Origin of the sequence: Hymenobacter nivis, from assembly GCF_003149515.1 — a bacterium.
Lineage (GTDB): Bacteria > Bacteroidota > Bacteroidia > Cytophagales > Hymenobacteraceae > Hymenobacter > Hymenobacter nivis.
In genome coordinates, this window is sequence record NZ_CP029145.1 from 1034682 (window position 1) to 1052721 (window position 18040).

An 18040-nucleotide genomic window follows, 5' to 3' on the forward strand; every position below is an offset into this window, starting at 1 on the left:
ATGCCTTAGCTGGGCAGGTGCCCTAGCTTACAGGCTCTTGGCTCAGCAATTCGCGAAGTTCGTTTTTGAGCATAGCCTGGGCAGTGGCTGGGTACTCATGGTAGAGTCTCCCGTCAATTCGTTGCAGGTCAGGCACTAATCCATCTAACAAACTAGCAGCCAATCCGATGCCGCCTGGTAATTGTGCGCTAGCTGGCACTAGGAGCTTATTGCCACGTACTTGGAGTGCGCGGCGCTTATGCCGTTCGAGAATGATATATCTTCCCCAAGCAGGCTCAACCATATAAGGTATTCCGTCCAGCCAAAGTCGAAATCGCTCTTGCCCACGGCGCATTTCGTATTCTACCAAGGCACCTTTATCCCGGCAATAAGGTAGTACCCCGCCAAGCTCTATCTGTACTGGCTTCATTGCCAGAAGATCAGGGTCGAAGTATCGATGTGGTGATTCCGGGGGTGGCAGCGTACTAATGTCAGCCTTAATCATACTCGCCTTGTAGTGGCTAAGTCCACCTCCAAGCAGCATCCATTGCGCCGTTGTCGGCATCCAGCTTTGAAAACGGAAACCCAATTCTTTTGCGATATTTTGGATGTCACTGGTCGCTCCTTCCAGAATAACCGCGTCAGGCAATAGGAGATGGTCATTGGCTGCGTGTTGCCTTATGCTGTAGACGCTGACGCACTCCGACTTCAACTGCGCCAGTTCTGCTACCATGCCAGGGAGCCTCATGCCGGTTAACAGGAACCTGCTGCCCCCATCACCCCGTCCGGGAAGTAACGATAACGTTGGAGGCAACACCGTGAGAATGTCCCGCCCGCGCTCGTACCGGTAGGCGGCATGACCAAGTTGACCAAACCACCGCATAGCAAACCGCCATTCGTTACCCGCCTCTGGGCGCAGGCTGCCAAAGGCTTCGCGGAAACTTTCGCGCTCAAGCTTCCCACGGGCAGACAATAAGTATAGCATCCGGTCGGCTTCTGAAAAAGCAACCGGAGTGATTTTTGACGATGACGGTGTGGTATCCCTGGTGGAGCTCCCGCTGAAATAGTGGTTGTAGATAATCCTAAAGCGCTGCGATGCCTTGTATTTTTCGGATTCTGGAACTTCAATGCCAAGTCCATTAACGAACTCGGTTGACTTATCTGGTTCAGGACAATCTTCTAACAATAGTCCCCGGTACACATCTGGGCATTTGCCCATTGTCGGCAACAGTGCTCGCCATGCTCGCAATTGGCGCGAGGTAACCATGCTGTCGTTCGTTTCCACGACGAAAGGTTCATCCAGGCGTAAATCAAGCGGCAACTTCCAAAAACCCGGCTTACCTATAACCGGGGTCAATAGCTGCTTACTTGAATCTACTGGGTAACTCACCCACAACTCCGCTTGAGATATTGAGCTACTAACTTTAAATAAAGGCATAGCATCTGCCAGGTAATCACCACGCCCTACTAGCAGTCCTCCTACCGCCTCAATACTTTTTTCAGTCCTAATGCTGATTGGCAGCCCATGCGGTACGGCGCATATTCGCTCGAACTGCATTTTCACATACCAGTAGCCAGTGGCTTCACCAGCTACAAGTGGCATATCCTGTGAAACATTCCCACAGTTCGCAAGCCACGGGCGGAGTTTTTCAATATGCACAGGTTGACAGAGAACTAACATTTCCCCTAGTTCTGGCTCGTCTACTGCCACGTAGTCGGGTAAACCGACCATGTTACTTGCAGGTGCAAAGAACTGTACTTCTTGTAAGTGGGCAACTGCTTTCCATCGCCGCAACTTATCCTCAAGTACTACACCGCTAGCCTGTATTGGGACATTATCTAAACGTGCAGACCAAGCTGCCCCTACCTCACAGGGGTAATGTACGCCTCTATATACCAAATCAAGTTTTGCCTCCGCTTCGGCATTTGGCTGCAGCCTATGATAGAATGTAGGCTTTCCAAACCCGATTTTGGCGAATAAGACCAGTTCCCCAATGGCTGCTTCAAGTACCTCCCCTGAATGGGAACGGCTTTTACTAATCTGGGTATCGGTTCTTTCTACCCGCACTAAACCATTGTAGAGGCGCAAGCGCCCACGTACTTGCTCGATAACTGCATCCCGGACTTCTGGGTAAGCAGTACCCGCTAAAATATCGCGTGTACGACTGGGCAATACTGCACCTATATCCAACAAGCACGCTTTCAATGCTTCCGACGAGATGCGTGATGCAGCCTGTGCCGTAAAATCCCATTTATAAAACTGGCGGTCCAATCGTCGTAAGCAAACTGGGGGTAGTAGACACTGAGATAGGGGTATGCCAACATACTTCCAATTAGGATTTGTAAACTGTCTCACAACCAAGGTACCCCGTTCGCCCGCGAGGTCATCCTTGCTCCACCTACCTATTTCATCCCACATTTCAGCCCATGTACCCTCCCCTATTCCCCTAAGTGCGGATGAAGATAGTTTAGCATTACTACTGATTAGATTCCTAGTGGGAGCAAGATAGAATTTATTCCAAGCGTCGTAGTATTTATTAGAGTCCTCAGCCCCCACTGCCCCAAGCGGGAGCGTGAAGCTCAGTAAGTAAAGCATGTGTAACGGGGCAGAAATCCGTATTTTCCGGTCCTGATACTTTATAGCCCTAGCACCTGGCGACCCCATGATAGGCTGAGCTTTGCGCCAATCATGCCAAGTATATTTGGCATATTCAGCAGGGTTTCTTGGGGCTGAGCGAATAACCAAGTCGGATACATCATCTCCCATGAAAAAGCTCTGCTGCCCATCGGTCAGTGGCGTTCCCCAAAACATAGGTCCCCGTTTCAGCGCACGCCAAAAATCCGCCAAAACCTCCTCTCTAGACATTGGAGCAAGCAGCCGCAGTGACTGTGATGCAGTAAGATTGTCAGCGGCTATAATTACCGCTTTCACTAAGTCATCTTCCGATATACATAAAAAGACTTCTTGCCCTTTGCGAGAAGGTTTGAATAAATAGTTAGCAACTATATTATTCCATTCTATATAGTGCATATTTTTTTAATCAGAAGTAGATTAAGGTACGTCTCCGTCCTTAGACTTTGATGGAGTTGATGTGGACCACGTCATAGTGAGCCGGCAAGAGACTCGGCAACCCGCGTAAAGATGCTGTTCACTCTGGCTAAGCGTAGTGCATCAGCAACATTATCAGGGAGTAGAGCGCTATCAAACCGCCGTAGAGGAAGTGGAGTAACCCGAAGTTGTTGGTAGAGATGATCACAACAAGGGCAGGAACTGCGGCGAGCAGATAAGGGTGTGGAAGATAAGGATCCGGCGCGACAACTCGATGCCAATCATCGCCAGGGTAGTGCTTAGTGAACATATAAACGACACATTCGATGAAGCCATCAAATTAGTTTCGAGCACACTATTTACGCTAGCTCGCACTCCTACACGCGTTGTTAAGTTTTCAATTCGATCAAGCTACAGCCCTGACCTGTGCAGTCGGCGTTGCAAGCAGCTTAGGGAAATATTATATCTGGTGGCGATTTGCTTGCGCGTCACGTATTCCTCGCGGCTTTCGGCTTCAACGTAGTGCCTGACCTCCTCTAGCATTTACTCAGGTTGTTTATACTATATATCGTATACGGCTCGTTCCCTAGGCATTCAGACGTCCCTTTTTCGTAACTTTTTTATGGTGAATCGCGGCAAAAGAGGCACAAATTGCAGTGTACCCCCGCCAAACGATGTTTTCTATACGCCTCTACCTGCCTCTGTTACTGGCGCTTGCCCCGCTGGTATGCAAATCCCAAATGCTGACCGTGGCGCAGTACGAGGTGCTGCCCTTAGATAAGATTGACACACTGCCGACTGACTTAGCCAACGACTCCTTGACCAAGGAGTTGCTAGCCCACCGCTCGGTAGAGAAACGCGTCCCCGTCGTGCGGGTCGCACAAACAACATCGGCGGCGGCAGCTTTTGCCAAGAAGCCGCTGCCGTTTGCCGTGGCATCCCCGCAGCAGCTCGCCACCTACCTGACGCAGCCCTTTAAGGACGAAAAGCTAAAGGCGTGGGTACTATACGTGTGGATGGCAACCAACCTGAAGTACGACAAAAACCAGTACACGCCCGCCAAGCGCCACCTGATTCGCTTGAATCCATTGGAGGTGCTGCTGTACCGCAAAAGCATTTGCCAAGGCTACGCCAACCTTTTACTGCGAACTGGCGCAGAAAGCCCACCTCAGGGCGGTGGTGGCGACCGGTTGGTTCAAGGGCACGGTGCCGGGGTCGAAACCGGGGGAGCACGCGTGGAATCTGGTAAAAATCAACGGGCAGTGGGGAAATCTGGACGTGTTGTGCTACGACCCGCTCTACCCGACGTACGATTTCTTACTGGACCCGAACGAGTTCCAACGCACGCATTACGCCAACAAGTTCTCCGACGACGAAGCCCTGCGCATTCTCAAGCAGTTTAAGCGCCTCAACCGGCAGCTATCCTATTTTCTGGTGCTGGGACCTCGACAAGCTACCCGCGTCGTTTGTAGCGCCTAAAAATGCGGGAGAATGAATGGCGATAAATAGGTATTTTCGTGGTAGGTTTGGAGCTCACTAACCCCCATCCCCGATGAGCCTGAGCGCCGATGAAACCGTTGCCCGCCTGAAAAATTATGAAACCGAAAACCAGCGGTTGGTTGCCGATGGGGAGTACCCCGGTCTATGGACCGAGGTCGTCTTGTTGGGCGACAACAATTTGGGCGTTGCCAGCGTGGAACCCAACGGGGATGACGCCACCGAAAGCGACGGGTTTGCCGTGGAGCCCGCCGTGTACGCGAAGCTCAGCGAGTTGCCCTCCTTTGTCCCCGATAACCGCATGGATTTGGCAGCGTACGGACGCGGTCAGCGCCAAGTAGAGCTCGCAGCCGTCATAGCAGCCCTGCAATCCTAGTACCTTTACGTCAACTTGGTGGGTGACCATCATGTTGTCAATTCTGAAAACCCACGGTCCTGCTGTGGGTTTTTTTTGCGTCCGTAGGCAGCCTTGTGGACACCATCTTTCACGGTTCTTTTATTTAAGAAATTTATTTTGAAACATGGTGTCCAATCATTATTAAACCTAAGCGGGTTTCCTCTTACTGTTTTCGGCTTTCACTGCCAGTGCGGCGGATTCAATCTTAATGTACTTCTTGAGTTGGCTGTAGTCCTTACTCCCCAACATGGATAACAGGTCGGATTCGGTGAAGTGACCCGAATTGATGTTGCGGCTAATGAAACCGCGCCGGGCAGGTCTTCATCACCCCGTGTAGTCTTAAAACAGCGACTGTTGTCCCGGTATAATAGCCCGGCTTACCACCGTGCCACTGGCGGTGCGGTGCACGGCGAAGTGCTTGGTTACCGGGTCCGATGCCAGAATCGGGGTGATGCCGCGAAACTCGTCGCCTATTTTCTTGGTGAAGGGTCCGTCCTCCGTGGCAAAGTAGGGAACGTTACGTTGCAGCATCTGCGCCAAAAGCTTCACGTCGTCCTTGACGCTGGCACGGTCTCGGTCGCCCCCAGGCTTCATGAACGTGCTAAAATTGAGCTTACCCGCGAGCGCTCCGTCAAAGATGTCGAAACCCAAGGGTAGAAAGTTACCGAGCGGCAATTGCTTGATATCCCCCCGGGTGCAGAACTCCGCCACCACTATGCTCGACAGGAATAGTAAAAATCCGTGTTCGATGAGGAATTGGTAGAGGGCGAGCGCGGTGGCGTGGTTGGGGCGCTGGTCGTCAAAGACCGTAATCAAAAATCCGGTGTCAAGCAGAATCGACTTGTCAACGGCAACTGGGGCAGGGACACTCTTAGCCATGTGCTACGACGGGGGCGAACTATTCACCTCGGAGTTGGGAAACCCAGTCCGTTAGGCTATCAATGCCAGCAAATGCCTTGGAAACCGCGCGGGTGGCGTTGGCGTGGCTGTCTTTATCAAACGTAGGGGCGTACTTCACGAACTGTCCCAATTCCAGATTTCGCAAATCCCCCGATTTATACTGACGCTCTGCCTTCACTCGCATGACCACTTCATGATAGACGAGGTTGGCTTCCTGCTGCGCGAGTTGCTGTTCGCTGGCGGCTACTTTGTAATGGTTTTGCCCTACCTCAATGGTGAGCCCGGTTTTGTTGACCCCGCCCAGCGACAGGATACGTCCGCTGAGGTACAGTTCGGTGGGCAGCCACAAATCTTCCGCTGCTTCGACCAAGGTCGTGTAGCGGTCAATGATCAACAGGGGCTGGTCCCCGTGCTGGGGGTCAAGCACCTGGTACACGTCCCCATAAGCCTGCGCCTGCTGAAACCAGGTGTGTATCACGCGGCGCTGCTTCGGCAGTAGTGCTTCTAGCTGCACTCCTACCACCGTGTTGCCCTCCGCGTCCTGGGTACGCAGGGGACGTAGCGCCTGCACCAGGCGCAGCGCCCGCTCCTGCCGCGACCGGGACGAGCGAGTGCGCAGTTGCGCGGACCCCTCCTCGTAGCGCAGGGTAATCGGCTCTTCGGCACGCTCAGCGGCAGTGGTCGTTTCCGGACGCAACAGGTCCTCGACCTCACCGATGAATCGCTTAAGCTCTGCCACGTCCCACGTATCGGGACTAATGGGCGAGCCGTTACGCTGCCCTTTAAGCTTAAATACCAATTCGGTACGCGCGGTCATCAATCGGGGTGCTGCTCATGGCAGCCAGTTGAAGGGGGGCGAAGATACGGTGCCACCCTTATTAGCAAGACAAATTCAAAGCCGAGTAAGTTGTAACGGACTCACGTTTTGCATCGGATTCATTACCCTTGTGCACGGCAGTGTGGTGGCTGCTCAAATACTGCCTTGATAGCACCAATAAGTTGAGTGAACGTCTGTTGGCGCGTGCTGATAAATTTGTGGGTGATGAACACTTTGCTTTCGTGCAGCGCTGACACGTCGAGCCACACGTTATCCTGCGGGGTTTTTTCTAGCCTCTCGGCAGCGGCAATGTCGTCGTATACCGGCTGCAAGGGCTGACTTATATCGACGACATACACCAGGTTCTGCCGCACATATTCTTCATCCACTTCTTCGGCGGGTTTGTCGCGCCCGATGACGCAGAGTGCAAACGGGTCCTTGTTTTCTGCTGCCCGCTTTGCCTGCGAACGCGCTAGCCGAATAGGTTGGGCATTGCTTGTGCTGTACGATTTCAGTTCCAAATAAAACGCCTTGAAGTTTACGAGATCGGCATTGTGAATAACAAAATCGTACGACCCAATGCCTTTGTAATCAATCTGTGCCACGGTCGTAGTGCTATCCTGCCCCGACTCAATGCGCACGGTGATGTTCTCTTTTGTAAGCGCGGCAGCGAATGCCTTTTCCATGAGGGCACCGATACGCTGTAGAAACCGGAAGCTTGAGTAGTCATCCTGCAACTGCTTGGCGTTGCGTACCACTTGGGTAAGGAGGTCGTTCGATGGCGCCAATTTTACTAACTCAAGGAGCTTTTTTAAGTCCACTTCGGACCTGGCGATAGCCGCTAAATCCGACAGTTTGCCTTCGTGACGCATCAACTCAAGGACTTCTTCACTTTTGCCGTTGCGCTCTACCGTCAGGCGGAAATAAGTACTGGCAGCTTGGGCGCGGAACTGCGTCAAGTACCTTTTCGCCAGCTCATCGTTATGGGGGTTGAGGCACCAGCCCAGCAAGTCCAGCAGCTCGGCACGATTGTTTTCGTGTTGGTGGTCGGCGTACAGTACCTTGTTAGCAAAGCTCACCAAGTCATTGCCCAACTGGTCGAAAGTGTAGGAGTTGAGCAGGGTCAGGTCCACTCCTTTTGCCAGCAGTTTAGGCTCCCAATCCTGCTTCTCATCGCATGCTTTCAGAATACGCAGCAACGTGTCGTCTAGTGGCAGCTCAGGCGTCCCGGCGTTGTGCAGCTCGGCGTAAGGACGTAATTCTTTTTTTCGATTGGGTACGATGCTACCTATCTTCAGCAATGGCTCCATCTTGGACGATTTCGCCAGAAAGCCCAGGTAGCCATTCAACCAAGCGAGTGCCGCAGTCTCGGAATCGGCACCACTGTTGCCCAACTGGGTGGCAAGCTCCGCCAGGTTACCGCAACGGGTAATTTGAGTGTTTAAATGCAACACCAGCAACTCGCTGGCGCGCTCAAAGCTCAACGTCGCCAAGTAGGGCACTTCCAATAAATCTTCCTCGAAATGCAGCAGTTGCTTGGCAAAACTAAAAAGCTGGCGGCGCAGGTTGTTGTCGCGCGCACTAGGCGAAGTCAATTGCAGCATTCTTACGAGGATGCCCACGGCGTCGGGCAGCCGTAAAAAGCTAGCGTCCAGTCCTTCTACTTGTTCACCAACTTTCAGGGCGTCACTTATCGCGCCCGATGCATCGCTTAGCCCGCGGCTTTTGTGGGTGTCGTCGGGTAAACGCACCCCCAGGTGCAGCAACTCATTACGCCAAGGCAATCCAAGCTCCTCCAACACGTTGAGTACCGGGGGCGCGATGGGGTCGGTGCCGCGCTCTAGCCATAATTCGCCAAGTTTACGCAGTTCGTTTTCTTGATTCGGTACCACGGCGTGGTCATGGAGCAACGCGAGCTGTTGCTGCTGCGCCAGAAACTCGTAGAGGCGGTTGAGCCATGCCAGCCGGCTTGCCGTGTCGGTACCACAGGGCAACTGGTCGAGGTGCGGGTGCGTTGCCACCAGTTCCACCAGTTGCCTGGCGTCGAGTAGCAGCGGTAGTTGCCAGCTTTCCATCTCGGCTTCCACGCCCAGTGCCTCAATCCAGCGAGCTTGTAAGTCGCTGGTGGGCACGTGTTCCGCGCCCAGGTAGTCGTGCGTTAGCTCCCACAAAGCATGGTGGTCGGCAGCCTTGGGGGTACCACCCGTTGGCAAGCGGTGACGCGGCACTCGCACTGTGCGCAACGGCTCACTGGTACCCGCGGCGGATTCGACCAACGGCATGTCAAGTAGTAACGCTCGGTAACTGCGCTGCAAGGGCTTGTACCAATTGCGCAACGCGAGGTCGTCGAGGTGTCGAGGTTCGGGTAAGTGAGTTCTTGCCAGCACGAAACGGTTTCGCGTAGTCGGCTGCTCCAGCAACCAGTGGCTTAGCACTAAGGCGGCGCGCTGCCCGGCTTCCAGCACGGTACGGTTGTGGCTAGGCTTATCGCCGGAGGCGGCGGGGTCGGCATTATTCAGAAAAACACTGTCGCGCCGCTCGGTTGGAAAGAGGGTTTGCCCATTCAGCACAAAAGGCAAGTAAAACCGCTCGGTGCCGATGAGCGGGAAGTCGCGGTACAGGCGTGGTTCGCTATCGGTGTCGGGGGCGAGCACCAGGTCGGTGAAGTTGTCCACCGGCGCTAGCAGCCGCAGCCTCACGGGCTCGGTTTGCTCGTATGCGACAAAGCAATGGTGCTTTGGATGGCTCGCGTCGAGAGAATGCTGCACCGTCACGCCGTAGCGAACGATGCCGGGCGTCGCAGTCCCCTCGGCGTCTGAGGCAGCCACTTTATTACAGGTGTACGTTTCCTCACTGCCATTGGCGTGGCGCACCCGCACCTGCTTAATTTTGCCGTGTAGGTTCACCAGGGTGGCGGGAAGAGCATTTATCAGGTCGTCCAAGCCGGCAACGGCAGCCGCGCGGTTGGCTGGGGTATTGAGTTGGTAACAAAATGCGGTGTCTAGGTCAGTTTCGCGCCGGGCAGCCTCGTAGTCGGTCCGCCACGGAAAAGCAGGGTTGCGGTCGTCTTGTGGCAATTTCTCTAATGCCTGCTTGATGCTGGCTTGCAGCGCCTCCGACGTTTTACCAGAACGGTCAAGCTTCATTTCTAGCCCTCGGTGCGCACCGTTTGCGCGCGCCACGTAGCCCGAGACGACAATCACATCGGAGAGTAAGTGGGTGCTAATGAAACCCGTGCCAAACTTGCCCGTGATATCGGCATCTTCGCTGCCGGGCGGCTTCGAGCTGACCTGCTGCACCAAGCTCGTGAGTTGCTTCGCCGTGAACGGGTCTCCGTTATGGCGGAACGTGAGCGCCTCGTCCGTCAATTCCAACGCTACGGACACGCCTCTTTCCCAGCGCTGCGGCGAGAGGTCTTTAGCGTTTTGCAACAACTCCCACACCCACCGCCGCTTTGACAATTCACCGTCGTTACGCACTTGGTCTAGAATCTGCAAAATCTTATCCGCCGACAATTTATAGTTGTTGTCGAGCTGGCTTTGTTCAAAATCGGATAGCTCCGCCATAAAGAAAGAAATATAGTAAACGGTGAGAATTTGTCTGATTAAAACTGGGCGGTCGGGTGCCAATCAACGTAGCGGCTCAGCCGAGCCTCTACTCCGGGGACTGGGCACGGGGGCTGCCAATCCCACCCGCTCTACTGCCTGAAAGCCGCCCGTTTTTGTGAACTTCATCGTGTGGGTGAAGTTGCGCATCGAGTCGGAAGGGTCGAGTGCCGTAAAATTCAGTGTTTCCAACGTCGCCCGGGGCATCGAGGCGGAGGCAATGACATGGCGTTCGATTTGTCCCGTAGCCGGATTAAGCTGCTCAACGAGGGCGTGGGTGACCACCTGCGCGACGGGCAGGTGCGCAAATACCTCACGGGCAACCCGGAGCAGCGCGCCGCACACTAAATCCTGGTACAACTCATTGAATTTGCTCAGGGACAATTTCTTGCGCGAGAGCTTACCGCTGGCGAGCTGCGAGACGACGAAGTCGGGGATGACTTCCGCCGTTCGCACGTGCACATCTACTTCTACGTGGTCAGCCGTGAACGTAAACTCTAGGTGAGATCCCAAGTGCTCAATTCCCGCGAAGGGTGCGAAGGCGTCTAGCACGGAGGAATACACCTCGGCATTTTTTGCTAGCACCTGCGCGGCGAGTTCCTGGCGCTCTTGCCAATCGGCGTATTGGCGGGTATGGTTTGCCTGCTGTTCCAGGGTCACCTGCTGGTCGCACTGGCGGGCGGTCGCCACCGCCTGCGCTAACTGCTCCTGCTTCTTCGGACCCCGCTTGAAAAGCCTATCCAAAAAGCCCGGTTGGTAGCCCGCCAAGGCGGCTTGGGCATTCCGCTCGTGCTCAACACTGGGCGTTGGCACACCCGGCGCTTTTTCCTGCTGCACCGCTGCCCAGTTTAGCTCGGGACTACAGTCGTGGTGGACCGACCCGATAACGGCAAGGTAATCGTTGTACGTTGCCACTGCCTGTGCCGCACTGGTCACTACTTGTTCCTTTTGCAATTGCTTGAATTGCTGCGCGGCGATGCGCGAACGACGTTGCTGGTCACGTTCGATGCGCCGGGCAGTGGCGGCGAACGAGCGGGCGGCTCCTTTCCAACTCATGGGTACGGGACGGGCGGTAGTGGGGGTTAACGAACGGTAAGGGTTAAGCTTCCTGCTCTTCGGCTGCCACTTCCGCTTCGGAAGGAGCATTTTCCAACTGAAATTTTTCCCACTCCGCCTGGTCGAGCGTATTGTTGGCGAGGGCTTGTTCAATCGCCAAGCTCTCGCGGTATTCGCGGGCTTCGGCTGCCAGGGTCCACTGGGTCGCAATGCCCAGCCGCTCAATCTCGGCGCGAATCTGGGCGAGGTCCACGCGGAAGAACTCCTTGCGGGGGTTGGCTTTGTTGAGCTGGCAACGCAAGAAGTGCCGGTGCAGGTCACGCTCCAGCGCGGGGGCATCGTCGCTGAAGAGCAGCGCGTGGACGTCGAATGCGAACGGCACCGACGCATCGCCCAGCTCCCGCACCCGGTCGAGGGGTTCGAGCCGGCGCGTCATCCCAATCTTGTAGACGTGTTCGCCAAACGACCCGATATTGGAGATGACGTAGACGTGCCCCGACTTGGTTTGCTGCGCCATCGACAGCGCCCGTTGGTTCTTCTCCTGGGCAGCGCGCAACTTGCCTTCCAACTCCCGCAACTGCGCCTCAAAGGCTTCCCGCTGGGCTTCCGAGGCTTTCGCCGCTTGTTGCTGCACCCGGTCAATTGTTTTCTGAATGGTCTCTTCCTGCTTCGCGGCATCGCGCTGGGCTTTCTCAAATTCGCGGCGGGCTTTTTCTTCCTCCCGAATCTGCTCCCGAATCTGCCGCTGCTCCTCGCGCTCGCGCAACTTCAACTCGTGCGCCACGGTCGCCCAGCGTAACTCCTCCAAGCGAGCAGCGAGGTACTCCGGGGCAATGTGGGCGTCTTTAAAGGGCTTGCCCAGGTTATTAACCAAGGCGTAGGCATCCTTGATTTGCTGGGTGAGCGTTCCGACGTTGTCGTGCTTGACGCTGGTCAGAATGGTGTCCACCTTTCCGTTGAACGCATCGGTGACGAAGTTCTCGGCACTGGTGCTGCGCACCGCCTCTACGTACCCGCACTTGGCGGCGGTGCGCGCGCGGACCATGAGCCGGGTGCGTTCCCGCGCCTTTTTCAACTCCTCCCCCGCCTCCGTATGCCCAAAGTCGGCAGCTAGCTCATCGAGCAGGGTATAGGAGGGAACCAGGTACTGGTCGCCGTAGCCATTTACCGTATTCTTGAGCGCTTGGATGATTTTTTCCAACCCCGTCGCGTTGCGGGCAGCCGCCAGCGCTTCGCCCGCAATTTCCTCGGCGCGCTGGTTTGCCGTAGCCACGATGCGGGCGGCTTCGCGGCTGGCGTTGAGAAGCAGGTTATCGGCTTGCGTTTGAAGCACGCGGGCTTTCATCCCCGCTTGCTCCTGCATTTGCTTGCCCTCGGCGCGGGTACTTGCCAATTCCTGAGTGGCAGTTGCCCGTAGCTCCCCCGCCTCCTGGTGGGCACGGGTCAGGACGGTTCGCGCCTCGGTATCGGCAGCCGTCCGTACCGTGTCCGCCTCCCGCTGGGCACGGGCAAGTTGCGCCTGGGTTTCCACGTCGGCGGTTGCTCGAATTTGCTGGGCGTACTGGTTGGCGTCCGGGATGACGCGGTACGCACTAAGCTGGGCTAGCTCCTCGCGCAATTGCACCTCGCGGACAGCCCCGGCTTGGTGCTGCTCCTCAGCGGTAGCCAAGGATTGGGCGAGCGCAGCTTCCTTTTTAGTGGCTTTGCGGTGCTGAGTAACTAAAACGGCGAGTAAGACGAGGAGAAGAATAAGTAGGACTGCAACCATGCGCGTTTGTCAATAATCTTTTGACTTATAGGTACTAATGAAGCCGACAACGATTTATTTGCTAGGCTCTCGCTCCCAATATAGGCGTTTTATGGGCGGTTGAAAAGTTAAGAATTAGTTTGGTCCACCGAATTGTACTTTACGGCAGCCGCGCGCCCTTTTGCTTCCCTCCCCGCCCGTGCCCGCCTTCTGTGCCTTCTACAGCGGGTTTCTGGCGCAGCTTCGGCATCGGAGGGATGAAATCCGAGGACCGTTGACATTCTCGTCTAAAATTGGCGAGCCAATAATACTGACGGGCGTCCCACAGGACAAACTGGCGAACACCATAACAAGTACATCAGACAGGTAATTGGCTTAAAACAGCAAGTTAATAGCCCTAATATTCACCACTACTGTCGACTGACTCCACGGGGGCTACCCCGCTTGGCGCTGGGGATGGCAGGGTACGGATTCCTTCCGATGCCCCCGTCGAAATCTATTCCTGCCGTCTAGTTGCACTTACGGACAATGAGCGGTAAAGAGCTGCCCTTGCTTTTCCACTTTGCCCAATTTTTTAGCGGAGTCGCCAAAGCGTAGTACATTCAGCAATAAGCCTTTTTGCAGGCTAAGCTCGGCGGTTTCACCCGGCGCTATGCTTTTCACCAGGGTCGTCGCCGCCCCAACCGACGTCGCAGTTCCAAAAAGAACGGTTTCTGAGCAGGTGTTCACCACCCGCACCGTAACCATGGTGGCGGGCGGCAACGGGCGCGGCGTGAAGGAACTGGTGGCTGCCGCTAGCAGGAGCAGTAGTAGGCGTTTGAGCATATATATAGTTAAAAAGACAAGCGACGCGAAGGTACGTCCGGGTGATGCCTCGATGCGCTCAGGGCAGCGGGGAAGGTAGACAAAGCGGCGGGCGTCTAAAACGAAGTGATGAGCAATTTAGCGAATAACCATTATTCAATTTAATGTGCTGATAAACAGAAATTTTTGAATAATTATCATCCTTACTAAATCATCCTTTTACCCTGCTTTGGACCACCGCCATATTACTGTTGGATTCGGGTATATTGCGGCTTCAATTTTTACAACCAAACATTTGTATGGATAAGAGATTTTCGCTACTTGTGTTGGCAGTTGCCAGCATCAGTGCTTCAGCTTGTGCCTTTCCAGTGTTTAAGGGCGGGAATGAAATGGTGCAAATTGAAATTGTGAATCCATGCACCCGGACTATTCAGTACGGTTATAACGGACACGATTTTAAGCCACAAATGCAAGTTGACAACGGCGGAACTGTCGATGCAGGTAAGTCGAGAAAAGTCATGGTGCCAAAGGGTACCTATCTAAAATATAGGGCTAAGGCTGACGGGGGCAGTATTACCATTGCTGCTCATATTGAGTACGCCGGACAAGTGGTGAATTTGGGCTGCAATTGATTTTTCGTAGAATCCCACCCCCGTCTTGTATAATTCTTGGTGTACGAACGGGTAATTCGTATCACTTTCGCCTATTTATCTTAAACAGTGCCATGGCATAATTGCCATGGCACTGTTTTTTTGTACGCATCGCCAGGGACTCAATAATGCTTGCTGCTAATCCGAAGAACGGCATCCGCCGAAACCATCATTCCATTGGGCATAGCCAATTGGTACAAGCAGCCCCGTAAATTTATTTAGCTGCTGCCGCATCCAAGGCTTTAAATCCGTAAGGCGGAATACTTGCTTCCTGCTTAGGTATTCCATAAATAGGGCAGCACAGGTGTATTTACACCAAGCCAAGGCTACGGTGCCGGTGGTTTACATAAGTGGCGCCGCGCCAGTCAAGCCGATGAAGACGCAGGAAGCAGGCTACTGTAAAGCACAACCCCGCCTTTGCTAACCGTTTCAAAAGTCTATTTCAAAGAAATGAAGAGATATGCAGCAATTCTTGATTTTATCAGCCGGTTATTAACGGGCTTGGCTTGTTGGTTGTCGCTGAGCGCTTGCGCCCGGGAAGCAGTAAGTCCCGGCACCGGACCGTCGAACTCCCTGGCTACCCGCAACGACAACCTCACGCTGGGCAATCCCAGCGGCGCGGTCGCCGACGCAAGCCAACCCACCAACTACCTGCTGGTGGAACCGCAGTACACGCTGAGCTACCACCGGGACCGCGACATTCCGAATTGGGTGGCGTGGCACTTAAGCAGCGCATGGCTGGGCACTGCTTCGCGGCAGGATGATTTTCGAGCAGACAATACCTTACCCACCGGATGGTACCGGGTCACCGCTTCCAGCTATTCCGGCTCGGGCTTTGACCGGGGGCACAACTGCCCGAGTGGGGACCGGACCAGCACGGTGGCGGACAACTCGGCGACGTTTCTGATGACCAACATGGTCCCGCAAGCGCCGCAAAACAATCAGCAGACGTGGGCGAAGCTCGAAGACTACTGCCGTACGCTGGTGGCTGCCGGCAACGAGCTTTACGTGGTGTGCGGCAGCTACGGGAAGGGAGGAACGGGAGCGAACGGTTACCAGACCACCTTGGACAATGGGCGGGTCACGGTTCCGAATCGCCTCTGGAAAGTCATCGTTGTACTGCCCGTGGGCTCCAACGACGTGAGCCGGGTCACCAGCAGTACCCGCGTCATCACCATCAACACCCCCAATGACAATGCCCTGAGCAGCGTTTAGGGCGGCTACCGCACCAGCGTCGACGCAGTTGAACAGGCAACCGGCTTGGATTTGCTCTCTGCGTTACCAAGCGGCGTACAAGCTGCTGTTGAGGCTCGGGTGGATTCGGGTCCTACGCAGTAACCAAAACGGCGCGGGAAGGAGCCCGTACCGCTGGCAAAAGTTCTTGCCGTTAGCGGGACGGGTAACTAAGGCGCGGTAGGCAAATACCGTACTCGCCTTTTGAGGTGGTGCGCTTTGGTTGCATTACAGATTAACTGGTACATTGCTTCAATTTTCCGGCTTAAATCCAGTATTTGAGCAGTGAAGTAAGCTCCTTCTCATTCCATAAAGGATTTGAATAGCTGCACTATACTAAGTTCAATACCTTGTTCTCCTATTTGAAGCTATTCTACCATCTACATGTCTTTACGCGCAGCCTGTAGCGAAGACCGTAGTACCAAATCTTTCATGCGGCGAATTTTAGTAACGGGCTCTTCGGGCTTGATTGGCTCAGAAGTTTGCACCTTCTTCAGCCAGCATGGCTGGGAGGTACATGGGCTTGATAATAACATGCGGGCTGCCTTTTTCGGGGCGGCGGGCGATACCCGGTGGATGCAATACCATTTGCAGAAGACCCTGCCCCACTTCACGCATCATGAAGTGGACATCCGCGACCGGACGGGCATTCGGGACAAGATAAAAGCCATCCGTCCTGATGCGGTTGTGCACACGGCTGCGCAACCTAGCCACGACAAGGCGGCAAGCATTGTGTTCGAGGACTTCGACATCAACGCGGTCGGCACCCTCAACCTGCTGGAAGGGCTGCGGCAGTTTAGCACCAGCGTGCCCTTCGTTCACATGTCAACGAACAAAGTGTATGGCGACCGACCCAATACCATCAAGTTGACGGAATTGCCAACCCGATGGGACTTCGCGGATGAAGCATTTGCACACGGCGTTGCGGAAGGCTTTCCCATCGACCAGAGCGTCCACTCCCTGTTTGGAGCCTCCAAGGTGGCGGCAGACATTATGGTTCAGGAATACGGCAAATACTTCGGCATGCCGACCTGCAGCCTGCGCGGGGGCTGCCTGACCGGACCGAATCACGCCGGGGTGGAGCTGCACGGGTACTTAAGCTACCTCATCAAGTGCAATCTTGAGCAGCGGGAGTATACCGTATTTGGACATCAAGGGAAGCAGGTGCGGGATAATATTCATTCCTACGACGTCGCCCGTTTTTGCTATGAGTTCATCAAGAACCCCCGCCATGGGGAAGTTTACAACATCGGCGGGGGCAAGCAGAACACCATTTCAATTCTGGAAGCCTTCCAGCGCATCGAAGCCATGTCCGGTTTGCCCATGAACTACGCTTATGTGGAGTCAGCTCGGATTGGCGACCATATCTGCTACTACAGTGACTTGCGCAAGATTAGCAGCCACTACCCGGACTGGAGTATTACCAAGTCGTTGGACGACATCTTCTCCGAAATCTATAGCTCCTGCTACCCCGTCCCCGTTGCGCGCGCGGTAGTATCACCCGCTGATATCATCATCCAGTGAGAATTTTAGTAACCGGGGGTGCGGGCTTTGTGGGGTTCAACCTACTTTGCTACCTGAATGATGGCTATCCCCACTATCGGCTAGTGGGGCTAGACAACCTAAAGCGGTTGGGCAGTGAGCAGAACGTATCCGCGCTCTTAAAACGGGGCATTGAGTTTTTGCACGGTGATGTGCGGAACATGCACGAGCTGCAACAAGCGGGGACGGTCGACGTGGTCATTCATTGCGCGTCGGACGCTTCCGTACTCGGGGGAATCACCTCCCCGGCGGAACTCATCATCCAGAACAATCTGATGGGCAGCGTAAACGTATTCGAGTACGCGGCGCAACAGCATGCCCGCCTTATTTATTTCTCTACCAACCGCATCTACTCGTGCGAATCGCTGAACGCCTTGGCGTATGCCGAGCGGGACAGTCGATTGGTATTAGCGAAAACGCAGAAGCTGTCCGGGGTATCAGCGCGCGGCATTTCGGAAGAATTTCCGGTCATGCTGAGCAAAACCTTCTACGGCGCCACAAAATACTGCGGGGAGGTTTTACTACAGGAGTACGCCGCTTACAAAGGGCTGCGGTACGTTATCAACCGTTTCGGGGTCATCTCGGGCAGTGGGCAGTTCGGCATGGAGTCCCAAGGGGTCATCGCCTACTGGCTGCGGCAGCATTTCGAGCAAAAGCCCTTGAAGTACATCGGCTCGGGTCTGGATAAGTGGGCGGGGCATGCAGAGGTTGGGATGTTAGGGACACCACGGGCTACCCTGGTGTACATCGCCTAGGGCGGGCAA

13 protein-coding genes are annotated in these 18040 nt (G+C 54.7%); 6 read left to right on the plus strand and 7 right to left on the minus strand.

What is annotated here, in order from left to right; genetic code table 11:
* Window positions 1–22 precede the first annotated feature (22 nt).
* Window positions 23–3010, minus strand: coding sequence for a hypothetical protein (locus tag DDQ68_RS22540; RefSeq protein WP_162549834.1), 2988 nt, complete (start codon window positions 3008–3010; stop codon window positions 23–25).
* A gap of 692 nt (window positions 3011–3702) precedes the next feature.
* Here DDQ68_RS22540 and DDQ68_RS22545 point away from each other — a divergent pair.
* Entirely contained in the window at window positions 3703–4431 is a 729-nt protein-coding gene (locus tag DDQ68_RS22545; protein WP_162549835.1) for a transglutaminase-like domain-containing protein, read from the plus strand.
* A gap of 149 nt (window positions 4432–4580) precedes the next feature.
* Window positions 4581–4901 (plus strand): hypothetical protein, encoded by a 321-nt coding sequence (locus DDQ68_RS04495; protein ID WP_109655219.1) that lies wholly within the window; start codon window positions 4581–4583, stop codon window positions 4899–4901.
* Window positions 4902–5261: 360 nt separating this feature from the next.
* On the opposite strand, the gene DDQ68_RS04500 is transcribed toward DDQ68_RS04495, so the two are convergent.
* From DDQ68_RS04500 to DDQ68_RS04525, 6 genes are all read right to left on the minus strand, one after another.
* A complete protein-coding gene (locus DDQ68_RS04500; protein ID WP_109655221.1) occupies window positions 5262–5801 on the minus strand; it encodes a type II toxin-antitoxin system VapC family toxin in 540 nt (179 codons plus the stop codon).
* Between the two features lie 19 nt (window positions 5802–5820).
* Window positions 5821–6639, minus strand: coding sequence for a hypothetical protein (locus tag DDQ68_RS04505; protein ID WP_109655223.1), 819 nt, complete (start codon window positions 6637–6639; stop codon window positions 5821–5823).
* 122 nt (window positions 6640–6761) lie between these two features.
* The gene (locus DDQ68_RS04510) at window positions 6762–10205 is read right to left on the minus strand and encodes a sacsin N-terminal ATP-binding-like domain-containing protein (protein ID WP_109655225.1); all 3444 of its coding nucleotides are present in this window, start codon (window positions 10203–10205) and stop codon (window positions 6762–6764) included.
* A gap of 63 nt (window positions 10206–10268) precedes the next feature.
* Entirely contained in the window at window positions 10269–11300 is a 1032-nt protein-coding gene (locus DDQ68_RS04515) for a hypothetical protein (RefSeq protein ID WP_109655227.1), read from the minus strand.
* A gap of 43 nt (window positions 11301–11343) precedes the next feature.
* On the minus strand, window positions 11344–12969 hold the full coding sequence (locus tag DDQ68_RS04520) for an SNIPE associated domain-containing protein (protein ID WP_211320227.1): 1626 nt from the start codon (window positions 12967–12969) through the stop codon (window positions 11344–11346).
* 597 nt (window positions 12970–13566) lie between these two features.
* Entirely contained in the window at window positions 13567–13872 is a 306-nt protein-coding gene (locus tag DDQ68_RS04525) for a hypothetical protein (protein ID WP_109655230.1), read from the minus strand.
* Window positions 13873–14150: 278 nt separating this feature from the next.
* Between DDQ68_RS04525 and DDQ68_RS22550 the strand changes: the two genes are divergently transcribed.
* From DDQ68_RS22550 to DDQ68_RS04540, 4 genes are all read left to right on the plus strand, one after another.
* Complete coding sequence (locus tag DDQ68_RS22550; protein WP_162549836.1) at window positions 14151–14483, plus strand: hypothetical protein; 333 nt, start codon at window positions 14151–14153, stop codon at window positions 14481–14483.
* Window positions 14484–14918: 435 nt separating this feature from the next.
* A complete protein-coding gene (locus DDQ68_RS04530; RefSeq protein WP_245897291.1) occupies window positions 14919–15716 on the plus strand; it encodes a DNA/RNA non-specific endonuclease in 798 nt (265 codons plus the stop codon).
* Between the two features lie 402 nt (window positions 15717–16118).
* Window positions 16119–17258, plus strand: coding sequence for an NAD-dependent epimerase/dehydratase family protein (locus DDQ68_RS04535; RefSeq protein WP_245897293.1), 1140 nt, complete (start codon window positions 16119–16121; stop codon window positions 17256–17258).
* 29 nt (window positions 17259–17287) lie between these two features.
* Window positions 17288–18031 (plus strand): NAD-dependent epimerase/dehydratase family protein, encoded by a 744-nt coding sequence (locus tag DDQ68_RS04540; protein ID WP_211320228.1) that lies wholly within the window; start codon window positions 17288–17290, stop codon window positions 18029–18031.
* Window positions 18032–18040: the final 9 nt, after the last annotated feature.